Source organism: Sulfoacidibacillus ferrooxidans, assembly GCF_022606465.1.
Lineage (GTDB): Bacteria > Bacillota > Bacilli > Alicyclobacillales > SLC66 > Sulfoacidibacillus > Sulfoacidibacillus ferrooxidans.
In genome coordinates this window covers 118,984-143,323 of sequence record NZ_JALBUF010000005.1, presented here as the reverse complement: position 1 = coordinate 143,323, position 24,340 = coordinate 118,984, and the positions used below count along the sequence as shown (strand labels likewise).

Here is a 24,340-nt window from a genome sequence, read left to right as displayed (position 1 = left end):
TACCCGAGTATATCCAATCACTTAAAACAACTGAGTAACATCTAAATACGTACGCACTACTGTGAGTGTAATAATAAGTACAAACCCAATGGCATGCACCAGATATTCCTTGCGCGGATCGATAGGCCGTCCACGAACAAATTCTACAATAAGAAATAACAATCGGCTACCGTCAAGCGGTGGAATCGGCAATAGATTGAGTATAGCAAGATTCAAGCTCAACAACGCTGTCAAATTCATCAAGTTCAATATACCCAATTGAGCTTGCTGTCCAATAATCGCAACAATTTTAACTGGACCAGCAGAATCTTTCACAAAAGCATTGCGATGCGTAAAGAGAGTGCCAAAACTGTCATAAATCATTTGAGTGTATAATCCCGTTTGTTTCACACCACCCACAACTGCAGGTACAGCACCGTGTGTAACAGCAGGAGATATTCCGATAAAACCAACACCACTTTTACGTCTGCGTGGCGTTACCGTTAATGTCTGTAATTTACCATTTCGCAAAACAGTGATGCCCAGATGATCTTTAGGATGCTGTTCGATATCACCTACAAGTTCTGTCCAACTTGTTACAGCTTGACCGTTTACCTGTTCAATGACGTCGCCTTTTTGCAAACCAGCCATAGCTGCTGGCGAGTTCGGTAGGACAGTTGCTACTTTCGGGGGTGATGTCACCATGCCAATAGAACCTAACACAATAGCAAATAACACCATCGCTAATAGCACGTTCATAAGCGGGCCTGCAATGATAATTAACATACGAGCTAAGATCGATTTTTGCGACATTTGTCGGTCAGGTGGAGCAAGTGCAATGCGGTCTTTTTTACCGGTCACTAAAAATGCTCGTCTTGCAATAGGAAACTCTCGATACCCATCCGGTAAATCAAGTGCAATTTTATATGTCTTAGCCATATCTACAAATACGAGATTTCCAACCAATCCATTAGGTAGATCTGATGGCTCTCCAAGCTCCGTAACCTTGCCCTCATCATTGACGACCACCGACAGAGTTTCACCTAATTTAAAAAATTGGTCTTGTGGCATATCGCCCGCTAATTGCACATACCCACCAAGCGGAAAAAGACGAATAGAATATTCTGTCTCGCCCTTCCCAAAGCGAAAAATAGGCGGGCCAAATCCGATCGCAAACTTCGGAACAAGCACGCCTGCCTTCTTAGCCACAATAAAATGTCCAAATTCATGAATCGTCACTAGCACAAGAAACACCACGACGACTCCGACAACGGACTTTAGCCCGCCCGCCAAGACGCCTGCGATCACGCTTTTGTCCCCCTTTTTGTAATGAGTTGAAGTGCATCATCACGTGCAAATTGATCAGCTGCAAATACTTCTTCAATCCCAAAAGTAGATTCCGCATGATGATCCTCAACAACCCGTCTGACGATATCTACAATGTCGAGGTATCCAATTTGCCCATCGAGAAATGCATGAACTGCAACTTCATTGGCCGCATTCATAACTGCAGGGAATGTTTTTTTAGCCATTCCACAGTCATAAGCTAATTGCAATGCTGGAAATTTAACAAAATCGGGACTTTCAAATGTAAACTCTGAGATACGTGAAAAATCTAACCGTTGCCACGGTGAATGAAGTCGTCCACTTGCACCAAATAGTGCATACTGAATGGGAATACGCATATCAGGCGTCCCCATCTGGGCTAAAATAGCACCATCGTTAAACTGCACCATAGAATGCACGATACTTTGCGGGTGGACTAAGACTTGAATACGGTCATATGGAATACCAAACAATAGATGTGCTTCAATTACTTCTAACCCTTTATTCATCAGTGTAGCCGAATCAATCGTTATTTTAGAACCCATCGTCCATGTTGGATGAGCTAAAGCATCGTTAATGGTCACATTTTTTAATTCTTGAAGACTTGTCCTACGAAATGGACCACCAGAAGCGGTAACAATCAACTTTTCGATCTCTTCAGTACTTGATCCTTGTAAGCACTGTAAAATAGCGGAGTGTTCGGAGTCTACAGGAATCATGCGTGCCTTATTTTCGTTTGCCTTTGCAAGTACAAGATCGCCTGCCGCAACCAATGTTTCTTTATTCGCTAAAGCGACATCAATCGATGCATCAAGCGCTTGCAAAGTTGGACGAATCCCTGCTGCCCCAACTAGTGCATTTAACAAAAGATCTGCCTCAGATAGCGAAGAAGCAGTTAATAGGGCTTCATCTCCAAACCCAACTTCGACAGATGGACAATGCGCGCGCACAAGTTTTGCTTGATCTAACGATCGCACAGCGACGTAACGCGGTTGAAACTCTTGAATAAGCGGAATCAATTGGTCTACTCGGTGATAGGCAGATAGAGCAATGACTCGCAACTCTTCCGAGTGTGCTCTCACAACATCGAGCGCCTGAAGTCCAATCGATCCTGTAGATCCGAGAATCACCATGTTCTTAGTCATCGCTTCACCTCGTTTTAAACATGTGGGAAAATCCAGATAATTAAATGATACGCGATTGGAGCCGCTAAGAGCAAGCTATCAAAACGATCGAGAATACCCCCATGCCCAGGTAATAGCCAACCCGAATCCTTCACTGCATAGTGACGCTTTAAAGCAGACTCCACAAGATCGCCCAACTGACCTGCAATGGAAGTAGCTGCGCCCACTACGGCTAACAAAGCAATTTTATGTATATCGTGTTCTAATAAGAACCACCCTGCAATCGGAGTAACAATAGTAGCAAAGAAAAATCCCCCGATAGCACCAGATACAGTTTTTTTAGGACTTACTTCAGGAAGCAATTTGCGTCCACCAAAAGCACGGCCGATAAAAAAAGCGCCAGTATCAGTCGACCAAATAGCCACAAATACAAGTAAAACCCATCCAAATCCATGAGTTAAGGCACGCAAGTCCAACATCATTCGAAAAGCATAACTTGAATAAAGAGCAGCCGCAAATAACATACCTGCCCCTGCAAAAGAAAATTGTTCTCTACGCAAGATAGTGACTAGAAGGAGCGCATAGAACAATACGTACCAAAATTGCTCAAACGGTCCCCACATCACCATGAGCACCGTAAAAGCAACAGCAATTACATTTTCCGCACTTGCGGGACGAACTTTCATCATTGCGCCGATCTCGAGCGTACTCACCGCAGCAATCGCCGCAAACAATATGGCAAGCCATACTCCGCCAAGAAATGTAGCAGATATCACCAATACGGCGCCCAAAACTGCCGTTACCACACGTTGGCGTAGCATGCCGTCACCTCATTTCAATCCGCCAAAACGACGTTCCCGTGCAACATACGCTTGGATCGCCGAATAAAAGTGTTTACGCGTAAAGTCAGGCCACATCTCATTGACAAATACAAATTCTGCATAGGCAATCTGCCATAACAAGAAATTACTAATTCTCTGATCGCCAGCCGTTCTAATCAGCAAATCAGGATCAGGAAGACCCGACGTTGAAAGATAATCGGACAGCATTTTTTCATCGATATCAGTTACTGCGATCTCTCGCTTTTCAATTTGATATGCGATCTCTTGTACTGCCTTCACTATTTCCCATCGGCTACCATAATTCAAAGCAAATTGAACAGTCAAACCCGTATTGTCTTTCGTTCGATGTAATGCACGCGCAATTGTATTTTGTGTAACTTGAGGCAATTGCGAAGGATCGCCGATGATCTTAATTCGAACATTACGTTCCACTAATTCATCAATATCCAGTTGAAAAAACTCATCGACGAGACGCCATAAGTAATCAATTTCTTGCCGAGGTCTCTTCCAATTTTCCGTTGAAAAAGAATATAGAGTGAGTACTTGAATTCCCCAGTCGTCTGCAGCACGAATGGCATCACGCATGGCTAGCATCCCAGCGTGATGCCCTGCCGCGCGTGGAAGTGCGTGCCTTCGAGCCCAACGTCCATTACCATCCATAATCACAGCGACATGAATAGGAATTTCTTCCGCGCGACACGGCCGATCATTTTCCACCCGCTGTGCCGTTCGCCTGCGGAATACGCCTTTCCATTCTGGAAACATGCCGTTTTCCCCCAGAAACCCCAGCAATGATTTACACTTCGAGTAATTCTTTCTCTTTTATCTGTAATAAACGCTCTACTTCTGCTACAGACTTATCTGTTTCTTCTTGAATCTGCTCTTGTAAACGATGACTTTCATCTTCAGATAAGATCGCTTGCTTTTCAGCCTTCTTGATCTCGTCATTGCTATCGCGACGAACATTGCGCACAGCTACGCGCGACTCTTCTGCCATCTTTTTAATTACTTTTGTTAAATCAATACGGCGCTCTGCCGTCAACTGTGGAATCGTTAGCCGAATAACGATGCCATCATTCGATGGAGTTAAACCCAAATCAGATTTTTGAATAGCCCTTTCAATGTCACTAATCGTGTTTTTATCCCACGGTTGAATGACAATGGTGCGAGATTCAGGAATGGTGATATTGGCCATTTGGTTAATTGGCATCGGTGATCCATAATATTCTACAACCACTTTATCTAGCAAAGATGGTGTAGCCCTTCCAGCTCGAACTGTGGAAAAATCACGGCGCAATGCGGAGATACATTTATCCATCCGCTCTCTTGCGTTTTTTACGTAATCTTCACTCACTCAATATCCCTCCGTACGATCGTGCCGATCTGCTCACCTAGAACTGCACGACGAATGTTCCCAGATTCAGTGATGGAAAACACTAAAATCGGAATATCATTATCCATGCATAATGACGTCGCTGTAGCATCCATGACACCCAAGCCCTGGCTCAATACAGTCATAAAATTTAAGGAATCATATTTAGTTGCAGTAGGTACTTTTTGAGGATCAGCATTATATACACCATCAACGCCATTTTTGGCCATAAGTATGACATCCGCTTCAATTTCAGCGGCACGCAGTGCTGCAGCCGTATCTGTTGTAAAAAACGGGTTCCCCGTTCCTCCAGCAAAAATAACGACGCGACCTTTTTCCAAATGACGCATAGCTCTACGACGAATATACGGTTCTGCAACTTGCCGCATTTCAATAGATGTCTGAACACGAGTTACGACCGAAATACGTTCTAACGCATCTTGCAAAGCAAGGGCATTCAAAACAGTTGCGATCATCCCCATATAATCTGCATGTGCACGCTCCATACCTTCGCCGCTAGCTGATGCACCACGCCATATATTGCCTCCGCCTACAACAACAGAAACTTGTACACCAAGCTCGATAATGTCGCGAATTTGTTCAGCTACTGTACGCAATACGTCGGATGATATACCAAATCCACCCTCGCCAGCTAGCGCTTCGCCGCTCAGTTTCAGAACGACCCGTTGATACTTCGTTCTACTCATACAGACCTCCCTAACCCAAACCCATTTACAAACATATGATCGTTTATACGAAAAGGGAACACTTTCGTGCCCCCCACACATTACTTTTTCACCTGTGCCATCACTTCTGCTACAAAATCGTCTTCTTTCCGTTCGATGCCTTCACCCATCTCGTAACGAGTAAAACGTCGGATGGAGATGTTCTCCCCAATCTTCCCAATCTGCGTCGCCACCAGATTCGCCACCGTTATCGATGGATCTTTTACAAAAGCTTGATCAAGCAAGCATTGTTCACGCAAAAACTTATCCACTTTCCCAGCTACAATCTTATCGACGATATGCTCAGGCTTACCTTCGTTCAATGTTTGCTGACGGAAAATTTCCGTTTCACGTTCGACAACCTCTTGCGAGATATCTTCACGCCTCAAGTACTCAGGCCGCGATGCCGCAATATGCATAGCAATATCTCGGCAGAGACCGCGAAATTGATCTGTTTTTGCAACAAAATCAGTCTCACAGTTCACCTCTACAAGCACACCAATGCGTCCGCCTGCATGAATGTACGACTCAACAACACCCTCAGAAGCAATGCGTCCTGCCTTCTTTGCAGCAGAAGCCAATCCTTGCTCGCGAAGAAACTCAATCGCTTTTTCAAGATCGCCGTTCGCTTCCGATAGCGCTTTTTTACAATCAAGCATCCCTGCACCCGTCTTTTGCCGCAACTCTTTTACTTGTTCAGCCGTTACCGCCACCATGTACACCCCTTGCTCACTCGCATTGATTACAATTCATTCAATCATACAGCATCTCAATTAAGATGCTGTCTCTTCATCACCTTGTTTACCTTCCATAATTGCATCTGCCATTTTTCCACAGAGCAATTTTACAGCGCGGATTGCATCGTCATTACCTGGAATCACATAATCAATTTCATCTGGATCACAGTTTGTATCCACAATGCCAACGATCGGAATCCCCAATTTACGAGCTTCCGCAACAGCGATTCTTTCTTTGCGTGGGTCGATAATAAATAAAGCACCCGGCATTTTCTTCATATCTTTAATGCCACCCAAGAATTTCTCTAAACGATCTTTCTCTTTACGCAATAAAATAACTTCTTTTTTAGGTAACACTTCGAACGTTCCGTCCATTTCCATCGTTTCTAGCGTACGAAGACGTTCAATTCGCTTTTGGATGGTGCTAAAGTTAGTTAACGTGCCTCCAAGCCAACGTTGGTTGACATAATATCCACCACAACGCAATGCTTCATCATGTACAGACTCTTGCGCTTGTTTTTTCGTGCCTACAAAAAGGATATCCTTACCCTCTGCTCCAACACTGCGCACAAAATTATATGCTTCTTCTACTTTTTTTACGGTTTTTTGTAAGTCAATAATGTATATGCCATTGCGCTCTGTAAAGATATAGCGATCCATCTTAGGATTCCAACGGCGCGTTTGGTGCCCAAAATGCACACCCGCTTCTAATAATTGCTTCATCGAAATGACAGCCATGTTCATTCTCCCCTCAAGTTATCCCTCCGCCTACTTCATCATCCTAGTCCCCTGCATCGCAGACTCAACTAGTCTCCATAGACGTGTGAATTTTCACCTGCAAAAGTATAACATTAAAACCACTCTCGGAGCAAGTCGAGGCTTTGAACCAGATGATGTGATTACGACGTAGTGAGCGTTACAATGACTTGCGAGATATTTTCATTTTGATTCAAAATATAGTTACCTGCGTGAATAAATGGTTCATTAGAAGCCAGTTGAATAAAAGGTGCTGCGTTTGTAATAACTCCTTGTTGTACTAGAAGTGCAGCAATCTGATCAATCGTCATGCCTGAAGAAATATCGACTTGCACCGTTTGTCCAACCGATCCAACTTGTGTATTCCTTGCACTAACCTTAGCTACCATCCGCTGTTTACGCAATGTGATCACCTGTTTTTTAGCTGTTTCTAACTGAGCGTTGACTTTCACCAATTGATGAGTTTCTTGATCTAATTGCACTTGCAAGGCGTGTATCTGCGTATCTGATCCAACAGAAGCGACAACATGCTCTTGGTTCATATGTGGCATTACGATCCATATGAATGCAGCTACTAGTAATCCCACCCCTATTCCATTAGCAAAAATAAGCCGACTACTCATGACAACACCCGTCCATTTCTAAGCAATCCTTGAACTAGATCGACTTCCCCAAATCCCACATTTAGTTCCATCATGATCGTTTGTGCATCATCCCCACGGGCGATACGCTGCGCTACATCTTTATATTTTGGCGATAGAAATTCAGGCAGCAGGTCCTGTTCAGTAGGTTCCTTACTACTTTCAAGTGATGGCCTTTGTTCATGTAACATAGTAACCTGTTCTTGTAAATCATGAATTTCATTTTTCAGAGCGTACAATTCTCGTTCCTTTTGAACTTCATAACTATCCATTTTTTGACGAAGACCTGCAATCATTTCAACTAATCGGTCATTCTCCGTCTCCATTTGTGTTGCAAACGTCTCCACGGCTGTGACCACAGCCAGAGGATCACTGACACCTTCCTTACGTTGCGCCAGCCACACATATAAAAAGACCCCTACGGCAAGTAAAATGAACACAACTGCAACCATAATCACCCGTTCCTCCTCTATGTTTTGCGCTCCGTGCGCCCCTTCGTTCGATGCCAGCCGTCTGTGCTACAAGTAAAAAAACACCCCGTAATAAAGTCATCACAATGCCATTCCAAGTGTTCGCGAATAAGATGTACTCCAGGATACATCATCGTTGTAACTTCTATCGTTGTAGGTTTTTTTTGATCTATGACCTCTTTAAGATCATCTCGTTGGTTTTGCAATGTAACGATCTTTTCCTGTGTTGTCGTCTCTGTGATCGCTAAACGTCTACAGATAGTTAGTTGTTCAGAAGACAGTCTGCCTAGTCGTTCTTTCAGCTCCTCTAATTTCCGTGTTGCTTCTACTGTTTTTTGAAGGGTCTCCTCGTGACTGACAATCTGATCCATAATCATCGCGAGTTGTTCCTCTTCCTCAATACCCGTCATAAATTCAATACGTGTTGCTGTACCTAAATGCGACCCTACGACTCGAGCCAATACAGAATCATCGACGCGCGTCAGTCCGCCTACAAGAAGCCCCCGTTTACCTGTAATACGAGCAGATCTTGCACGAACGATGCTGTGCATCACGCTATCTGCTACAATCAAATCACCTTCTGATTCAATGATTGCATTTTGCAAATAAAGCGCTCGCAGTGATCCCTTTGCATAGATTTTCGATTTTGTGGAACCTTGAACACCACCACGTATAATAATGTCACCATCAGCGAAAAGATGAGCACGCTCCACAATCCCAAATACTTCAATATTTCCCGTCGCCTTGATCGTAAACCCTTCGCGAACACTGCCATGAACGACAACACTTCCAAGAAAGTCAATATTACCAACAGAAAAATCCACGTCCTCTTGAACATGAAACACAGGGAGCACTGAGACTCGTTGATTCCGCCCATAGACAATCTGACCATCGATCTCACTTAAAAGAATCATCCCATCTGACGATATGCACGTCCCCGATCCACTTGGAAGAACCTTTACTTGAGGAGCCTTACTTTGTACTTCATTGCCATAAACATCAACGCCCGGGAGGCCATACTGTCCTTCTATCCGATAGACGAGTTCTTGTCCTACTAAGGCGTTTTGTAACATACCGAGTTCCCTATAATCCACATGATCATTGTCAAGTAATTGCGGTATCGGAACAGGATCGATATCAAAACAAAAATGGAGTTGCTCGTCAGTTGGTGTACCCGGTGGTTCTCCCTGTGCAACTACTACGTCAGCCATAGGTCCTAGCCAACTTTCAAGCAGCAAGCTAAGTTCAATATCATCCAGTACGCCGTAGCTATATTGTTGCTTGTCAAGTAAGTCTTTCAATTCTATAAGAGTAAATATCCGATCCAATGTGATTGGCGGTGCCTTGAAAGTTGCAACCGCAAGGAGTCCATTGTCTTTAACAGTAAACCGAACATAATCTTCTAAAATAAACGTTTCTTCTGCCATAGACGTCCCCCCTACATTCAGATAAAACGATCTCCCTGTAGCACCGTTTTAATCCAAATTTGTCCTGAATCACATTGCACCTGAATCGTTCTCCCTACATGTCCCCCTACATCAGAGCCTACTATTGGTATATGCAACAAGACAAGTTGTGCAATAATCGCTTCCACATTGCGAGGTCCAATTCGAACGAGATCCATACCCGTAGAAAAAGCAAACATTTGCGCCCCACCCGCTAACTTAGCACGCACGTGGTTGCGGTTGGCGCCTTGTTCTATGAGTTGACCCAACAATGTCTCTACGGCAGTATCTGCATACTTAAACCGATCCTCTGTGGTTCCATGTGAAGTAGGCAACATAATGTGCGCTAATCCGGCAACCTGTGAAGATGGATCAAATAAGACTAATCCAACACAGGATCCAAGCCCCAGCGTTCGTAGCGTATCGTCCCCTTTCGCTACTTTCGCATCAGCCATGCCTACATTGTGAATCATACAGAACCTCCAATACCAAGTGCGTGCAAGAGCACATCTTGTGCACCAGGAAAAGGAAAGAGGAAAAAGTGAGCGTCTTCTTGTTCTTCACGATGATGCACGGCTGTATGTATGACTAATGCATACCTTCCTCCCATTTGATCCGTTTGCAATGCAATCGATAGAATCGATTGTGCCATATCTACAGCGACAAGAGGAACCGACGGCAACATGCGCAACTGTGTAAAATCCATCAATGCAGATAAATAGTTAGCAGCTAATATGTTGCCAACTTCACCAAGTGCGGACAACCCGATATCACTAAATCCATCTTTTGATTCTTCTCCACCGCATATATTGGACACTAATTGTTTTGCACTTTTCATAGACTGAATAAAAAACATAGTCCCTTCTATATCCCCTGTAACTTGAAGAAAAACACCTGCTACCACTACCTCTGGGCCACCCAAAGTCATACTAATCTCATCAAATGGCACTAACTCTACTTGCGGAACACGCATGGCAATTGGCGCTTGTAAAAGCTCGGACAATGCAGTAGCAGCGTGTGCCGCGCCAATATTGCCTAATTCACAGAGTATATCTGCTGCATAAGAGTCTAACTGATAACTATCAGTCACTTCCATCCCCCTTTCATGATGCATATCCATAGAGTTTTCTCTAGACTATGGCAAAAATCTTTGTATGACAAGCTGTTTCATCGCCTAAATGGTAGAAATCGGTTGAGAAATCCTTGTAAACCTCGTGTTTTCTCTAGCTCTGGAGCAATCGGTCGAAAAGAATCTTCTCTGACATTCTTTGTGATTTGCATCAAACAACGCGTCGCAAGTGAGTGCGGTTCTAGTAACACAAAGGGAGTCTGTTTAGAAACAGCCCTCTGTACAGCCGGATCTTCTAATACATAGCCAATAACCTCGATCTGTGTTTGTAAAAATTGCTCTGCAACGCGACTTAACTTTCTTCCTGCATCCATTCCTGCCACCACATTCACCGCTCGATTAATCAGAAGAAAAACTGGTGGTAATGTAATCGTGTTTTTAACCATTTTCAATAGTGCATAGGCATCTGCAAGTGCTGTAGGTTCTGGTGTAGTTATAAGTAGTAACTCGTCACAAAGCCCCATGAGCTCAGCCGTAAAAGGACCAAATCCAGCTCCAAAATCAATGTAAACCCGCTCAAATTGATCTTCGATTAAAAGTAATTCTTCTGTAAGTTTTGCACCATACAATGAGTGTGCTTGCATGTCCGTAATTAGTTTTGCACCACCCGATATAAAAGCCAAATCATGTGGACCTCGTGTTAATGCTTGCTGCAAGGAAATATGACCTTCTAGTACATCTAGCAAACTATAATGAGGTCTTACCCCCAACAAAATATCGATATTAGCAAAACCAAAATCACCATCTAAGATTGCGATTCGCATTCCTTCTTTTGCTAGCATCAAGCCGAGATTCAATGAAATATTGGATTTCCCAACCCCACCCTTGCCACTTGCTACGGCAATCAAACGCATATTCCCAGAACGTTTCGACACTGTAGGGTGTTCCTCACGCAGTAATTGGCGTAACGACTCCGCTTGATCAGGCAAGTGGCTCACCTCCGCAAAAGTAGGACTGAAGCGTGGGAATATCCGCACCTCGTAAGTCATCAGGTACATGTTGTCCAACTGAAAAATAAGAGAGCGGTTTATGCAAAGCATCAGACATAGTCAATACGAGGGAAGGTAAAATCGTTTCATCCAATTTCGTAAACAAGAGTGCATCATAGCCCACACTCGCTAATTGTGTCGCAACTTGCTGTGACTCTTTTTCCCTTGCAGACGCGCTTAATACAAGGTATATCACGTCGATTGATACGGCTGATAGAATCTGCTTTAACTCCTCAACCTGTTTTTCTTGCAAGAAAGCTCTACCTGCTGTATCAATGAGAATTAAATCTAATGTCGACCATGCATCCACTTGTTCTTTGAGTTCATTTGCAGTGTGCGCGACTGCAAAGGGAACATTTAAAATCTCTGCATATGTGCGCAACTGCTCAACTGCCGCCACACGAAACGTATCAATCGTTAAAAGACCCACTTTACGATGTTCGCGTAAACGTGCCAAGGCAGCTAATTTAGCAATAGTGGTTGTTTTCCCAACTCCTGTTGAACCAATAAGTGCAACAATTCGATCCTGCAGACGAATAGGACGGACCGCATCACTATTATTCAATACATCAGCAATGAATTTTCGCAATGATTCACACTGATTTACTGTGCTCCCACTATCAAACTCTGACTGCCCACGTAAGTAGCGTAATAAAAGTGTTTGTGATAAACCTGTACTAATCAGTTGCTGCATGGTGCTAGTGACCTCATTTGAGCGTATAGGCTCTGTTTCACCCGTAATCAGAGCACCAAGTAAGGTCTTAATATCTTGAAGATCTTCATGAAAAACAGAAGCGGTCTCGACGTTTTCTCTCATTTGCACATGCTTTGAGAGTGGCAACACATCTTTAGCAACATCCGTTTGCTGTACCGGCTTTAGTATACTCGGTGGAGTACGATCAATAGGTGTTTGAATATCATCAATTCCGGCAACAATTTCGATGACGCGTTTACCAAATAACCCCTTTAATCCGCGAGCGGGGATTTTTTTTTGTGATAAGATAAGAGCATCGCGACCTAGCTCTGAACGTATCTGATTCAATGCCTCACCAGCTGAAGTTGCCACATAGCGTTTAATAAACATCTATACATTCACCACCCCGCCATTTTCAATTGGTGTATCCGGATCTAACTCAGCGTAAGACAAGACAAATAGTTCGGGTAGTGAGCGTTGCATGAGACGTTGCACATGTGCGCGAAGTTGCGGTGAAACAAGCAAAATCGCTGTTTTACCAAGTGATGCAAGTCTTGCGGTATGATCGGCTACAGCCTTTAGCAATTGCTGCGTAAGTCTTGGATCAAGTGCCAAATGAGTTCCATGATCCGTGTGATTTAAATGTTCCTCGATCCGTTTTTCAGTTGTTTGACTCAACGTGATCGCGGTGATTGTCGTAGCTATTCCTGAACGAACTTGCGCAGTAATTTGCCGACTGAGCTTTTGACGGACAAATTCAGTAAGCACATCCGGATCTTTTGTATATCGCGCCTGATCGGCCAATACTTCGAGTATAGATGGCAAATCGCGAATCGAAACTCGTTCATCTAAAAGATTGCCTAATACCTTTTGTACATCGCCTACTGTGAGTAACTGTGGTACCAATTCCTCCACCAGAACAGGCTGCCGTTCTTTGACCGTATCAAGTAACGTCTTTACTTCTTGACGCCCCAATAATTCACGCGCATGCCGTTTAATGAGTTCCGTTACATGTGTCGCGATCACAGATGGTGCATCCACAACGGTATACCCTGCAATCATTGCCTTTTCACGCATCGATTCACTAATCCACTCTGCAGGCAAATGAAAAGCTGGTTCTTTGGTTGGAATACCTACTATTGAAGGATCAGTCATGCCTCCACTCATCGCAAGATAATGCCCGATCATCAATTCATAACGTGCAATCTCTGATCCGCGTATACGCACCACGTACTCACTTGGACGCAGTTGAATATCATCGCGAAAGCGAATCATAGGCACGACAATCCCAAGGTCAAGTGCGATTTGACGGCGAATAAGAGCGACTCGTTCCAATAGATCCCCACCTTGCTTGGTATCTGCAAGTGGAACAATAGCGTAACCAAATTCAAATTCAATGGGTTCAACTGAAATTAATTGATACATACTTTCCGGACTTTTCACTGTTTTTGCTCGTTCAATGTCTGCTTTTTGCTGTGTTTCTTTTACGGTTTTCACCTGCATTCGCGACATGCGATAAGCTGAAAACGCTAAGACAGCAGAAATTGGACCTGTAATAAAGATGCCAATAGGTGAAAATGCACCCAGAAAAAATAGCACAATAGCTACAATATATAGTGTCATGGGTGAAGAAAAGACCTGAGCCATAATATCTCCGCCAAAATCTTCACTACTAGATGATCGAGTGACAATTAAACCCGTTGCAGTAGATAGCAAGAGAGCCGGGATCTGACTCACGAGTCCATCTCCAACAGATAGAACGGTATAGGTGGAAATAGCCGTCTGAAAAGGCATTGACTGTTGTGCCATTCCGATGATAAATCCTCCAATAATATTGACAGCTACAATAATCATCGACGCGATGGCATCACCTTTAACAAACTTACTTGCACCATCCATCGCTCCATAAAAATCAGCTTCTTGTTCTATAGCTTTACGACGTGCACGCGCTTGCGCCTCTGTAATTAATCCTGAATTCATATCTGCATCGATGCTAATTTGCTTTCCTGGCATGGCATCCAGTGTAAACCTTGCTGCCACTTCCGCTACACGCTCCGCACCTTTTGTAATAACTATAAACTGGATAATAATTAATATAATAAAAACAATGACACCCACTACAGCATTACTTCCGATTACAAAACTCCCAAAAGTCTCAATGACTTGTCCAGCATAGCCCTGCGTTAAAATGAGTCGTGTTGACGAGATATTGAGTGCGAGTCGAAATAAAGTAGTAATAAGCAAGAGTGAAGGAAATATAGAAAATTGAAGAGGTTCCTTTGTAGACATGGCAACAAGTAAGACACTAAGAGATGTAGCCAGATTTAAAATGATCAAAAAGCTAAGGAGTACTGGAGAGATGGGTATGACAAGCATAGCAATAATGCCAATAACCACGATAATAGGTAATAACGTCAACTTCTTCACCGCAATTTTTCTCCTTTGCAATATGTCATTCCCTAGCATACCAAATCGTAGGTTCACAAAATACGTCGACGCAACCGATACACATAGGCTAGCACTTCTGCGACCGCGCCAAATAATTGAGGTGGTACAAAGTCATCAATTTCAGCCAATTGATAGAGTGAACGTGCAAGTGGTCGATTTTCTACAATGGGTACATCATGTTGTACAGCAATTTCGCGAATTTTAAGTGCGATTTGATCAACTCCCTTGGCTACGACTTGTGGTGCATGCATGGTTGTAGCATCATAGCGTAATGCCACTGCGTAATGGGTTGGATTGGTTAAAATCACATCAGCCAAGGGTACCTTTTGGAGCATTCGACGGCGTGCGATGGCGCGCCCACGCTCGCGAATTCTCCGCTTAATTTGCTGATTGCCTTCCATTTGTTTCATTTCATCTTTTACATCTTGTTTAGACATTTTGATGTTGCGGGTAAACTGAAACCGTTGAAACAAAAAGTCTCCAAATGCTAATACTAAGAAAGCTCCACCTACATAGAGAAAAATCAACAAGGCACTATTGATAAAAAGTGCAAATAATTGTGCTGGATCTGCACCAATGAGCATAAACACTTGAGGTGCACTCGACATAACAGCTAAGTATACAGCAGCTCCAATCACAGATAACTTCAAGATCGACTTCATCATCTCAACAAAAGAGCGCACAGAAAATAATCGCGTGACTCCTTTTAGAAAGTCAATCCGGGAGAAATCAGGGAGGAGCGAACTTGGAACAAACATGGGACCAACTTGAATAAAAGCAGCAAAAATGCCAAACCCAAGACCTGTGATAATAATCGGAAATAAAGCCATGATCACATGCTTAAAAGCCACTTGCAGATCAGCTGAATCAATACCCGTTACAGAAGCTTTCAGAGTTCCTTGTCCTAAAAGCAGGATCATGGCTTGCCACAATGCCTGCAATAATCCTCCGCCAAAAACCCTACCGCTGCAGTCAGGTCATGGCTCGTTGCTACTTGTCCCTTTCGCCTAGCCTCACTTCTACGTCGCGCAGTCGGTTGTTCTGTTTTTTCCGCAAAAAATTGCAGATTCCACTGCATCATGCCGACCCACTTCCTAACGCAAGTAAAAGACTGTTAATTTGCTGATCCATGATATCAACAAGTTCTCTCATTAAATCAACCAGTGCAGGCATCAATACCCCAACTAAGGCTAACCCAATGAATAAGGTAATCGGAAGTCCTACAAAAAAAACATTCATTTGAGGCACTGCACGTGAGGCGACTGCAAGAGCAATATTTGTTAAAAAAATCGCAAGCATAACAGGCGCTGCAATTTCAACACCAATACTAAACAACGTAATCGTGGCATGTAAAAATACATCTGCCACTGACCCGCCAAAATGTGCAACTCCTATCGGCACATAACGGTAACTTTGTAATAAAGCCAAAATCACATTTGCGGCACCATGTACTCCAATAAAAAAAAGTGAAAATAAAATATAGACAAGGTTTGCAAGAGGTGTGGATGGTGTAGAAAACCCTGGATTCACTAGACTAACCATAGAAAATCCAATTTGAATATCTAACAATGCGCCAGCAAACTGAACCGCATAAAACACAAAACTGGCTATTAAACCAAGTGCAACTCCAACCAACGCTTCTTGTATAAGGAGTACAAAAAAAGTCATATCATTGATCGTAATGCCAGAGGCTACAAGCATGGAATGTGTCTCACTGGCATTAATGATCACAGATAAGTAAAGGGCTAAGCCGATCTTCACAATCGTAGGAACTTGCAAATTCCCAAAGATCGGAGCAGAAAATAATATGCCAATGGAGCGAACAAAAATGAGAAGGAAAATAAGAATAGACGTTGTCCCAATCATCATCTATCGTATATACTGCTGTAAATTTCCAAGAATGTTTGCAGTAAAATGAGTTAATAGCCCCAACATCCAAGGCCCTGCAAGAAAAAGAATGACAATAATAGCTGCAATCTTCGGAACAAACGTAAGCGTCTGCTCTTGAATTTGAGTTGTTGCCTGAAAGATACTAATAATGAGTCCAACAAGCATACCCACAATAAGAATGGGTCCAGTTAATTCAAGAACAATAAAGATTACCTGTTGACCTAACCCAACGACAAAGTTGCCATCCACATACGGTACCTCCTATCCATGAAAACCTGCAAGTAGTGATTTAACGACCAAGTACCATCCATCTACCATGACGAATAGCAATAACTTAAACGGCAATGAAATCAGTACAGGCGGTAACATCATCATTCCCATGGACATAAGCGTTGTCGCTACAACCAGATCAATAATTAAAAAAGGAATATAAATCATGAACCCAATCTGAAAAGCCGTTTCCAATTCACTAACCGCAAACGCTGGTACTAATGTAGTTATAGGTAGCGAAGTGAGATTTTTAGGTGGAGCCATATGTTGATACTGTAAAAACAGATCCACATCCTGAATTCTCGTTTGCTTTGCCATAAATACTTTAAATGGGTACTCTGCACTCGCGATCGCAGTACTTTGATTCATGTGACCAGCTAAATACGGTTGTACTGCATCTTTATTGACTGCTGAAAAAGTAGGTGTCATCACAAACAAGGTAAGAAATAAAGACAATCCAATAATCACCTGGTTTGGCGGAGTCGTCTGCAAAGCGAGCGCACTTCGCACAAATGATAAGACCACTACAATGCGAGTAAAAGCAGTCATCATGATGAGAATGGCCGGAGCAACGCTCAAGATAGTTAACAACACAAGAATCTGAACGACATTGACAACGCCTGCAGGGCTCGTTGATGGTGATACTGACAGAGACAAACCCGGCACATGTAGCGATGTTGCTGCAAAGGCGGGCGACACATGTGCACATAATAAAAAGATAAATAAGGACAGAGAAACATATTTTAGACGTACTCTCATCGCTTTTGCTCCGAATCTACTGCATCATCTTCTCGCACTTGCGCCCCATCAGAACGTTCACTAGGTTCCTTTTCGCGCAGTACGTCCTGCCGACGCATTTGTACATGTTCAAAACGCTCCCGCAAATACTCCCCAAAATCAGGGTCTTGTGAATGAGTCTCACTCGTTCTCTTTTGTTTCCAAAGAGATATTAACCATGAAAAAGACGGATAAAGGCGTGAACCTTGTAGATCATTCTCACGGCCACCGTGAGATAACTTCTCCGCCAATTGTTCATCATCAAATCGAGCGACAAGTTCCACATGTGTACCAACACCTACAAGCAAGACCGTCTTTTCATCTACGATCACTGTGTGTAGCGACTTGTTTTGACCTAACGATTGAGCTGCTACTACGCGCACATATCGATTACTAGAGAGCGCAAGTGCCTTTTTTCCTAGCAACCGAATAGAGACTACCGCAAGTGCAATAATGAAAAGGAGACTTATCATCAATTCAGCAACACTGGCAAACCCACTCATTATAGCGCCAACGTTTTACGAATCGCTTCTAATACGCGATCCGCCTGAAATGGTTTTACGATAAAATCCTTAGCCCCAGCCTGAATAGCCTCCACAACCATTCCCTGTTGACCCATAGCAGAACACATAATCACGCGCGCTGTAGGATCGAGAGCGCGAATTTCTTTGACAGCTTGAATTCCATCTTTTTCCGGCATGGTGATATCCATCGTCACAAGATCAGGGCGCAACTCTCTAAACTTATCTACTGCTTGTTGTCCATCTCCCGCTTCCCCAACCACTGTGTATCCATTTTTCGTTAAAATTTCTCGAATCATCATCCGCATAAATGCGGCATCATCCACAACGAGAACGTTTTTTGACATTCATAATCCCCCCAATACATGTACCTCTTGTTACTGCAAGCGCTTAATACGTTCGGCTGGACTCACTATATCTGTAACTCTCACGCCAAAATTCTCATCGATGACTACAACTTCACCACGAGCGATTAGTTTGTTATTGATAAGAATATCTACAGGTTCACCAGCAAGAGCGTCTAATTCAATAATAGAACCAGGAGCAAAGTCGAGAATATCTCGAATCAACCGTTTGGTTCTTCCAAGCTCAACGGTCAGTCCAAGAGGAATATCGAGTAGTAAATCGAGGTTACGTCCCCCATGAAGAGCAGGCACATCATCAAATGCTGTAAATACTGCTTTTTCAACCACAGGCTCTGGTTCAGGTTGTGCTTTTCTTAGCGGTGCAGAAGCATAAGAAGGGACTGATTCTACTGGTTTGTTTTGCGGTCTTGTATACGTACCTGAGTTACTATTTATCGATGGTCGTTCAGTTATAGGTGGTGCAACACTTGCTGCTACCTGTGCCGATGATGCTTCTGTTGTTGCCATCAACATGTGAACCAGCGATTTCGCAAATGATAAGGGAAGCATCTGCATGATATTTGAATCAATAAGCGTCCCAACCTGTAAGTGGAAAGATACTTCAACTAACACGTCTTGAACATTTGCAGTAAATAAGCTGTCATTACCAATCTTTAAATCAACAACCTCCACGATAGGAGGAGAAATATTGACGCTCCTATGAAACATCGTAGACATAGAAGTCGATGCAGAACCCATCATTTGATTCATCGCTTCTGCTACAGCACTTACATGCAGATCATTAATCTCTTCAGATGGAGCGGTTCCATCTCCACCTAGCATAAGATCAGCAATAATTTTTGCATCATCCACCAAAATCATGAGTATATTGCTACCCAGTAAGCCTTCAGTAAATTCCACCCGCGCTGCCACATGTGGAAGCGGAAAGTCTTTCCTTAACTCATCTGGTTTTATAACCCGCACTTGTGGCGTTGTGATATTTACCTTCTGTCGTAAAAGTGTAGAAAGAGTTGTAGCCGCGGTTCCAAAAGAGATATTTCCAATCTCTCCCAAGGCATCGCGATCAAATAACGACAACAGATCTTCATCATGTGTTTCAGTCACCACTTGATCAATAGTACTTGCAGACACTTCGCTTGCAGCAGGACCACCTGCCATCAATGCATCAATTTCCTCTTGCGAAAGAAAATCATTCGCCATAATTACCGCCTTCTTCCACTACCTGTGTTATCTTCAATGCGTATCTTCCACGCACCTTACCAGCAAATCCTCGATATTTAACCTCATCGCCCACCCGCATGGCAAGTGGTACGGAGATCGCCTGCTCCAGTGGTAGGACATCGCCTAATTGAAGATGTAACAAGTCATTTACTTGAATCTCTGTTCGTCCTAACTCCGCAGTCATCTCAACTTCTACACGATCCATATGTTTCACAAGCAGTTCTGATTTTTCGTGATCAATCAATGAATTCCCTTGCTTAGATCCAGAGAAAGCAAACCTCGAACTGAGACGAGGCATGACACTTTCTAAGACGACATGCGGCATACAAATATTGATCATACCTTGCACTGAACCTATCACTACTGATAGCGCGACTACGAGAACAATATCATTCGGGTTAACAATCTGTATAAATTGCGGATTAATTTCGAGACTATCATAACTAAGATTCAATTCAACAATACTCGACCATGCAGAGGAAAGCGTAAACAAGGAACGAGAAAATAATTTTTCTAATACCATCGTGTCAATTTCAGTTAATTTATGACCTCTTACCACAGCTTGACCCGTACCACCAAATAATCGATCCAAAATTGCAAACGACAAATCGGTACTAACTTCCATAAGAAACTTACCACCCAATGGATCAACGTCGATCACATGGATCACTGTTACAGCAGGAACAGATCGCACAAATTCTTCAAAAGGTACTTGATCTACAGACGTTACACCTAATTGCACCACTGTACGAGTTTGCGCAGAGAGATAGTTCGCTAGCAAACGCGAATAGTGTTCATAGATGCGTGATATCGTGCGTAAATGCTCTTTTGAAAAACGCATAGCACGCTTGAAATCATAGGAGCGAACACGTAATTGTGCATCATCTCGTTTGATCTCCTCCGCTGACAATTCTCCGGAAGTGAGTGCGGATAACAAGGCGTCTATCTCTCCTTGGGATAAAACCTCCGGCATAACCGAACCTCCTTATTGCACAATCAATGAATCAATATACACTGCAGTTATTTTCCCGGATGTCAAAAAAGAATTAATACGATGCATGACGAGATTTTTAATGACATGACGACCCCCAGGCTGCATGATTTGTGTGCTATTCAATCCATGAAGCACAGCAATCACAGCATCGTCTACTTGAGCAGATCGATCCGTTAACTCAGTGACAACAGCGGTACTTGGGGCTTGTAAGGTGAGCTGAATCTCAATAATCCCGCTATCTTGAAGATTAGTAGTAATTTTATCAACGCTATATTGCCAAGACTGCAATTGTGCCGCAGTAGGTGGTCCACTTGGTCCTGGCTTTAAAACAAATTCATAAACCATCGACCCACCGATCAAAACCACACCTACCGCTAAAATCCCAAGAAGCACCACTGATTTGCGGCTCATTCCAGATGATCATCCCCCACTTGTGCAGCTATCACACCAGCAATACCAATTTTCTTATAGTATTCGGTCATTCGTGACACAACATCATTTGTACTTTCTTGCACCACGTATTTTTTGCCAGATACCAACGTAATCACAGTATCTGGTGTCGATTCAATTAACTCAATCATCATCGGATTCAAATAAAAGGAAGAGCCTTTTACTCTCGTCAAGTACACCATTGCACAACACCGCCAAGCTATAAGCTATGATCTGACACACATGTCGATGGTAGTGACACAGCAGGTTAGAATACCTAATGAAATCATTCTAACCTGCGTTAAATTGATAAGCATAGAATTCGACATTTGCACGGAAAATCCTGTCGAATCGCTATAATAAAATATTTATCGAATAACAGATTGCACTGCAGACAATGGATACGTTGTACCATCTACCATAATTGTGGGTCCATTAGCAGAGGATTGCACAGATGACACTGAACCATTCACCGAAGCACCACTTCCATCTGTTAATGAAACGGTTGCACCTAGTAGCTGCAATGCACTGGTCATTGATTGTGACGTCTGTAGAGATTGCAAATCAGAAATCACATTTTTTTGCCCTTGCGCGACATTGGTCATCTGTTCTAAGGAAGAAAACTGAGCAAGTTGTGCAATAAATTGAGTATTACTTTGGGGAGACAGTGGATCTTGATATTTCATTTGCGTCACAAGTAATTGCAAAAATGCATTTTGCCCCAATTGACTATTATCTGTAGTCGTTTGTGTAGTACCATCAGTTGCAGTCGTTGCAGCATTTGTTGATGAAGTGCCCATTAATGAAGCAGGTGTCATGCTCATTGTTCATCCCCCTTTATGCTTTTGCAGAAAAACCTTCATGCTGTGGTATCAGATCAACTCTTTCCCTTAGCTGTGCAATCATCACTTGATGGTTTTGTCTTTCTGTTAACTGACTAGCAGTCATTGGGTCTTGCCTTGATTGCTGTTGTTGTTGACCAGAATCAGCCCGAACGTCAACAGCAACCGATTGAAATCCTTGCATCTGCAATTGTTCTAACAGAGCCGGGAGTTGATCTCTAATGAGCGATTGCGCTTCCGTAGTCGACGCAGTAAATTGAACTCTCAACTCTCCATTTTTAAAAGAACTAACCCGCAATTGTAGCTTTCCTAAATGGGCTGGAACAAGCGTCATTTCAACCGTGGATTGTCCCAAAACAGCACGTTGTGCCATTTGTTTTACAATCCACTGACTTGCCTCTGCCGCGACTTGTTGTGATGAAACAATGAATGAAGGTTGACCAGCACTTCCATTTGCAGTACTAGAAGTTGGTTGCTCTACGGTCCACCCTTGCGTTACTCCTTGAGATGCAGCCCCTAAAATATCCCTGTTTTTAGAAGGTGCAACAGCAATACGAAAAGCAATAGAACCTTGTTTCAATGAAGTACCTCGTTTCAGATGAACGTGTAATCTTTTAACTCCCATCTGTAACGTAAGATTTTTTGTATCGTCCCCCGCTACACGAAGGAATCCCAAGTGACTTGTTTTTCTAGTTTGAGCTAGCGTCTGCGCGGCACCTTGAGCTTTTGTACCCGCTAACACTTGGCCATTTAACAGATGCTGATTCGCCATAGCAATAGGTGCCTGTCGCTGAGAAGAAACAGATCTAAGCGAAGAATGGACCCGAGAAAGATCACCTTTTCCCCTTGTGACTTCAACATTCACCGAAGCGGAGACAACTCGCTGATTGAGCAGTTGCGAAGCAGAAATAGCAGCTTTACTAGCATCAATCCCTTGCACACCTTTGCCCACATGGTGGAGGCTGATTCGAAAGCTACCCTTTCCTTTCGATGCAACTTGCCCTCGATCAATAGGTGCATTTTTGATGCCTGATACCCTCTTCGAATGGTTAGCCCATTGAACGCTATGACGATCTGAAGCACCTGTAGATTGCATTAAGAGATCAGCTGCAGCATTGCTACCGATATGCGCAGAAAGTACAGTCGATGAATGGTTCAATGCCTGTTTCGGGTCAGCAGTACTTACATTTACAAACCGGAGGCTGATTCGAAAGCTACCCTTTCCTTTCGATGCAACTTGCCCTCGATCAATAGGTGCATTTTTGATGCCTGATACCCTCTTCGAATGGTTAGCCCATTGAACGCTATGACGATCTGAAGCACCTGTAGATTGCATTAAGAGATCGGCTGTAGCATTGCTAATGGTATGTGCAGAAAGTACAGTCGATGAATGATTCAATGCCTGTTTCGGGTCAGCAGTACTTACATTTACAAACCACGGTGCAGTGTGTATCCCATGATCATGTTGTAATGCTTCCCCCTCTTTTTTGTCGACAAGCTCTTTACGATGTGATTTCTTCTTCTCTTCTTTGTGTGACGATAAGTGGTTAAGGATGGGTTTTTGCTGAGCGTCTTTTCCAGCAATTGCATCTCTTTGTTCTTCCATTAACGTCTCAAATCTACGCGTCGTATCCCCAGATGTATGACTGTGACCATTCTCTGCTTTCTTTTGCATGGATAGTGGATAACTTGATTCATTAGATACGCGCTTTACATGTACTGCCGAGATAAGACTGAGTAAACTCTGCAACTGAGCTATTCACCTCCCTTCCATTTGAAACGCCCATGCAATACTGCATTCGAATCGTTATGCTCCATCTTGAAGTAGGATAGCCGCCTGTTTAGGTGGCATCGCTGCTAATGTAGATGCTTGATCCGAGGCACTCATCGCCTTTACTACGAAAACTTGTTCTCGAGTAGGCAATTGCATCAAAATGGCTACAGCCTGTTGCGATGACATATTCGAATAAATGGCAGCCTGCTTAGACCATGAAGCATTATTACTTTGCAATTGATTAATTTTTGCTTGTAAAGAACTAATTTTTGACATCTCACTTACAACATCTAACTTAGACTGTGATAGTTCTTGATTCAACAAAGAGACTTGCCCATGTAAACTTTCAATAGTCAACTGTTTTTGCGCCATTTGTATATGCAAAGCATCTAATTCGGATGTTGTCGATGATGCATATGTAGACTGTGTATGGCTTCCATCAATTTCCATTAGATGTGATTCTAGTGTTCCAAGAACATTGTATCCCAAAATTTGTAGAGCCAATGCTGCAAAAATAGTTGTTGCTATAATTGGTAGAAACAAGTAATAGAACATCCAGGACAAAGGTCTCATCCGATGC

Annotated in this window: 30 protein-coding genes; all 30 read right to left on the bottom strand. The window is 43.1% G+C overall.

Going from position 1 to position 24,340, the window contains the following annotated elements:
* Positions 1-21: 21 nt before the first annotated feature.
* Positions 22-1,287 (bottom strand): RIP metalloprotease RseP, encoded by a 1,266-nt coding sequence (rseP, locus tag MM817_RS09435; RefSeq protein ID WP_241714132.1) that lies wholly within the window; start codon positions 1,285-1,287, stop codon positions 22-24.
* Positions 1,284-2,450 (bottom strand): 1-deoxy-D-xylulose-5-phosphate reductoisomerase, encoded by a 1,167-nt coding sequence (locus tag MM817_RS09430; RefSeq protein WP_241714130.1) that lies wholly within the window; start codon positions 2,448-2,450, stop codon positions 1,284-1,286. The genes rseP and MM817_RS09430 overlap by 4 nt, the downstream gene beginning before the upstream one ends.
* Positions 2,451-2,464: 14 nt before the next feature.
* Positions 2,465-3,250: a phosphatidate cytidylyltransferase gene (locus tag MM817_RS09425; protein ID WP_241714128.1), complete on the bottom strand. Its 786-nt coding sequence runs from the start codon at positions 3,248-3,250 to the stop codon at positions 2,465-2,467.
* 9 nt (positions 3,251-3,259) lie between these two features.
* A complete protein-coding gene (locus MM817_RS09420; RefSeq protein ID WP_241714126.1) occupies positions 3,260-4,036 on the bottom strand; it encodes an isoprenyl transferase in 777 nt (258 codons plus the stop codon).
* A gap of 31 nt (positions 4,037-4,067) precedes the next feature.
* Complete coding sequence (frr, locus tag MM817_RS09415; RefSeq protein ID WP_241714270.1) at positions 4,068-4,589, bottom strand: ribosome recycling factor; 522 nt, start codon at positions 4,587-4,589, stop codon at positions 4,068-4,070.
* A gap of 32 nt (positions 4,590-4,621) precedes the next feature.
* Positions 4,622-5,350 carry a UMP kinase gene (pyrH, locus tag MM817_RS09410; RefSeq protein ID WP_241714125.1) on the bottom strand — a complete coding sequence of 243 codons (729 nt, stop codon included), beginning with the start codon at positions 5,348-5,350 and terminating at the stop codon, positions 4,622-4,624.
* Between the two features lie 80 nt (positions 5,351-5,430).
* Positions 5,431-6,081 carry a translation elongation factor Ts gene (tsf, locus tag MM817_RS09405; RefSeq protein ID WP_241714123.1) on the bottom strand — a complete coding sequence of 217 codons (651 nt, stop codon included), beginning with the start codon at positions 6,079-6,081 and terminating at the stop codon, positions 5,431-5,433.
* Positions 6,082-6,141: 60 nt separating this feature from the next.
* Entirely contained in the window at positions 6,142-6,843 is a 702-nt protein-coding gene (gene rpsB / locus MM817_RS09400) for a 30S ribosomal protein S2 (protein WP_241714120.1), read from the bottom strand.
* A 161-nt stretch (positions 6,844-7,004) separates the two neighbouring features.
* Positions 7,005-7,484: an endolytic transglycosylase MltG gene (locus tag MM817_RS09395; RefSeq protein WP_241714118.1), complete on the bottom strand. Its 480-nt coding sequence runs from the start codon at positions 7,482-7,484 to the stop codon at positions 7,005-7,007.
* The gene (locus MM817_RS09390) at positions 7,481-7,954 is read right to left on the bottom strand and encodes a hypothetical protein (protein WP_241714116.1); all 474 of its coding nucleotides are present in this window, start codon (positions 7,952-7,954) and stop codon (positions 7,481-7,483) included. The genes MM817_RS09395 and MM817_RS09390 overlap by 4 nt, the downstream gene beginning before the upstream one ends.
* 17 nt (positions 7,955-7,971) lie before the next feature.
* On the bottom strand, positions 7,972-9,399 hold the full coding sequence (locus MM817_RS09385; RefSeq protein WP_241714114.1) for a DUF342 domain-containing protein: 1,428 nt from the start codon (positions 9,397-9,399) through the stop codon (positions 7,972-7,974).
* Between the two features lie 17 nt (positions 9,400-9,416).
* A complete protein-coding gene (locus tag MM817_RS09380; RefSeq protein WP_241714112.1) occupies positions 9,417-9,890 on the bottom strand; it encodes a chemotaxis protein CheD in 474 nt (157 codons plus the stop codon).
* Entirely contained in the window at positions 9,887-10,507 is a 621-nt protein-coding gene (locus MM817_RS09375; protein WP_241714110.1) for a chemotaxis protein CheC, read from the bottom strand. The genes MM817_RS09380 and MM817_RS09375 overlap by 4 nt, the downstream gene beginning before the upstream one ends.
* A gap of 77 nt (positions 10,508-10,584) precedes the next feature.
* Positions 10,585-11,475 (bottom strand): P-loop NTPase, encoded by an 891-nt coding sequence (locus MM817_RS09370; protein ID WP_241714108.1) that lies wholly within the window; start codon positions 11,473-11,475, stop codon positions 10,585-10,587.
* A complete protein-coding gene (gene flhF / locus MM817_RS09365; protein WP_241714090.1) occupies positions 11,468-12,619 on the bottom strand; it encodes a flagellar biosynthesis GTPase FlhF in 1,152 nt (383 codons plus the stop codon). The genes MM817_RS09370 and flhF overlap by 8 nt, the downstream gene beginning before the upstream one ends.
* Positions 12,620-14,656, bottom strand: a complete 2,037-nt coding sequence (gene flhA / locus MM817_RS09360) for a flagellar biosynthesis protein FlhA (RefSeq protein WP_336605162.1) — start codon at positions 14,654-14,656, stop codon at positions 12,620-12,622.
* Between the two features lie 53 nt (positions 14,657-14,709).
* Positions 14,710-15,618: an EscU/YscU/HrcU family type III secretion system export apparatus switch protein gene (locus MM817_RS09355; protein ID WP_272879879.1), complete on the bottom strand. Its 909-nt coding sequence runs from the start codon at positions 15,616-15,618 to the stop codon at positions 14,710-14,712.
* Entirely contained in the window at positions 15,594-15,758 is a 165-nt protein-coding gene (locus MM817_RS16965; RefSeq protein WP_272879878.1) for an EscU/YscU/HrcU family type III secretion system export apparatus switch protein, read from the bottom strand. Before MM817_RS16965 ends, MM817_RS09355 begins: the two co-directional genes overlap by 25 nt.
* Complete coding sequence (locus MM817_RS09350) at positions 15,755-16,546, bottom strand: flagellar biosynthetic protein FliR (RefSeq protein ID WP_241714088.1); 792 nt, start codon at positions 16,544-16,546, stop codon at positions 15,755-15,757. Before MM817_RS09350 ends, MM817_RS16965 begins: the two co-directional genes overlap by 4 nt.
* A complete protein-coding gene (gene fliQ, locus MM817_RS09345) occupies positions 16,547-16,816 on the bottom strand; it encodes a flagellar biosynthesis protein FliQ (protein WP_241714086.1) in 270 nt (89 codons plus the stop codon). It lies immediately after the preceding gene.
* Between the two features lie 12 nt (positions 16,817-16,828).
* Complete coding sequence (gene fliP / locus MM817_RS09340) at positions 16,829-17,596, bottom strand: flagellar type III secretion system pore protein FliP (RefSeq protein ID WP_241714084.1); 768 nt, start codon at positions 17,594-17,596, stop codon at positions 16,829-16,831.
* The gene (locus MM817_RS09335) at positions 17,593-18,117 is read right to left on the bottom strand and encodes a FliO/MopB family protein (protein ID WP_241714082.1); all 525 of its coding nucleotides are present in this window, start codon (positions 18,115-18,117) and stop codon (positions 17,593-17,595) included. Before MM817_RS09335 ends, fliP begins: the two co-directional genes overlap by 4 nt.
* Complete coding sequence (locus MM817_RS09330; RefSeq protein WP_241714080.1) at positions 18,117-18,482, bottom strand: response regulator; 366 nt, start codon at positions 18,480-18,482, stop codon at positions 18,117-18,119. Before MM817_RS09330 ends, MM817_RS09335 begins: the two co-directional genes overlap by 1 nt.
* Positions 18,483-18,512: 30 nt before the next feature.
* Positions 18,513-19,700 carry a flagellar motor switch phosphatase FliY gene (gene fliY / locus MM817_RS09325; protein WP_241714078.1) on the bottom strand — a complete coding sequence of 396 codons (1,188 nt, stop codon included), beginning with the start codon at positions 19,698-19,700 and terminating at the stop codon, positions 18,513-18,515.
* Complete coding sequence (gene fliM, locus MM817_RS09320) at positions 19,690-20,694, bottom strand: flagellar motor switch protein FliM (protein WP_241714077.1); 1,005 nt, start codon at positions 20,692-20,694, stop codon at positions 19,690-19,692. Before fliM ends, fliY begins: the two co-directional genes overlap by 11 nt.
* A 12-nt stretch (positions 20,695-20,706) precedes the next feature.
* Complete coding sequence (locus MM817_RS09315) at positions 20,707-21,126, bottom strand: flagellar basal body-associated FliL family protein (protein ID WP_241714076.1); 420 nt, start codon at positions 21,124-21,126, stop codon at positions 20,707-20,709.
* Positions 21,123-21,347 carry a flagellar FlbD family protein gene (locus tag MM817_RS09310; RefSeq protein WP_241714075.1) on the bottom strand — a complete coding sequence of 75 codons (225 nt, stop codon included), beginning with the start codon at positions 21,345-21,347 and terminating at the stop codon, positions 21,123-21,125. Before MM817_RS09310 ends, MM817_RS09315 begins: the two co-directional genes overlap by 4 nt.
* 165 nt (positions 21,348-21,512) lie before the next feature.
* A complete protein-coding gene (locus tag MM817_RS09305) occupies positions 21,513-21,968 on the bottom strand; it encodes a flagellar hook capping FlgD N-terminal domain-containing protein (RefSeq protein WP_241714074.1) in 456 nt (151 codons plus the stop codon).
* A gap of 13 nt (positions 21,969-21,981) precedes the next feature.
* Positions 21,982-23,736, bottom strand: a complete 1,755-nt coding sequence (locus MM817_RS09300) for a flagellar hook-length control protein FliK (RefSeq protein WP_241714073.1) — start codon at positions 23,734-23,736, stop codon at positions 21,982-21,984.
* Between the two features lie 57 nt (positions 23,737-23,793).
* Entirely contained in the window at positions 23,794-24,303 is a 510-nt protein-coding gene (locus tag MM817_RS09295) for a magnesium transporter MgtE N-terminal domain-containing protein (RefSeq protein WP_241714072.1), read from the bottom strand.
* Positions 24,304-24,340 lie beyond the last annotated feature (37 nt).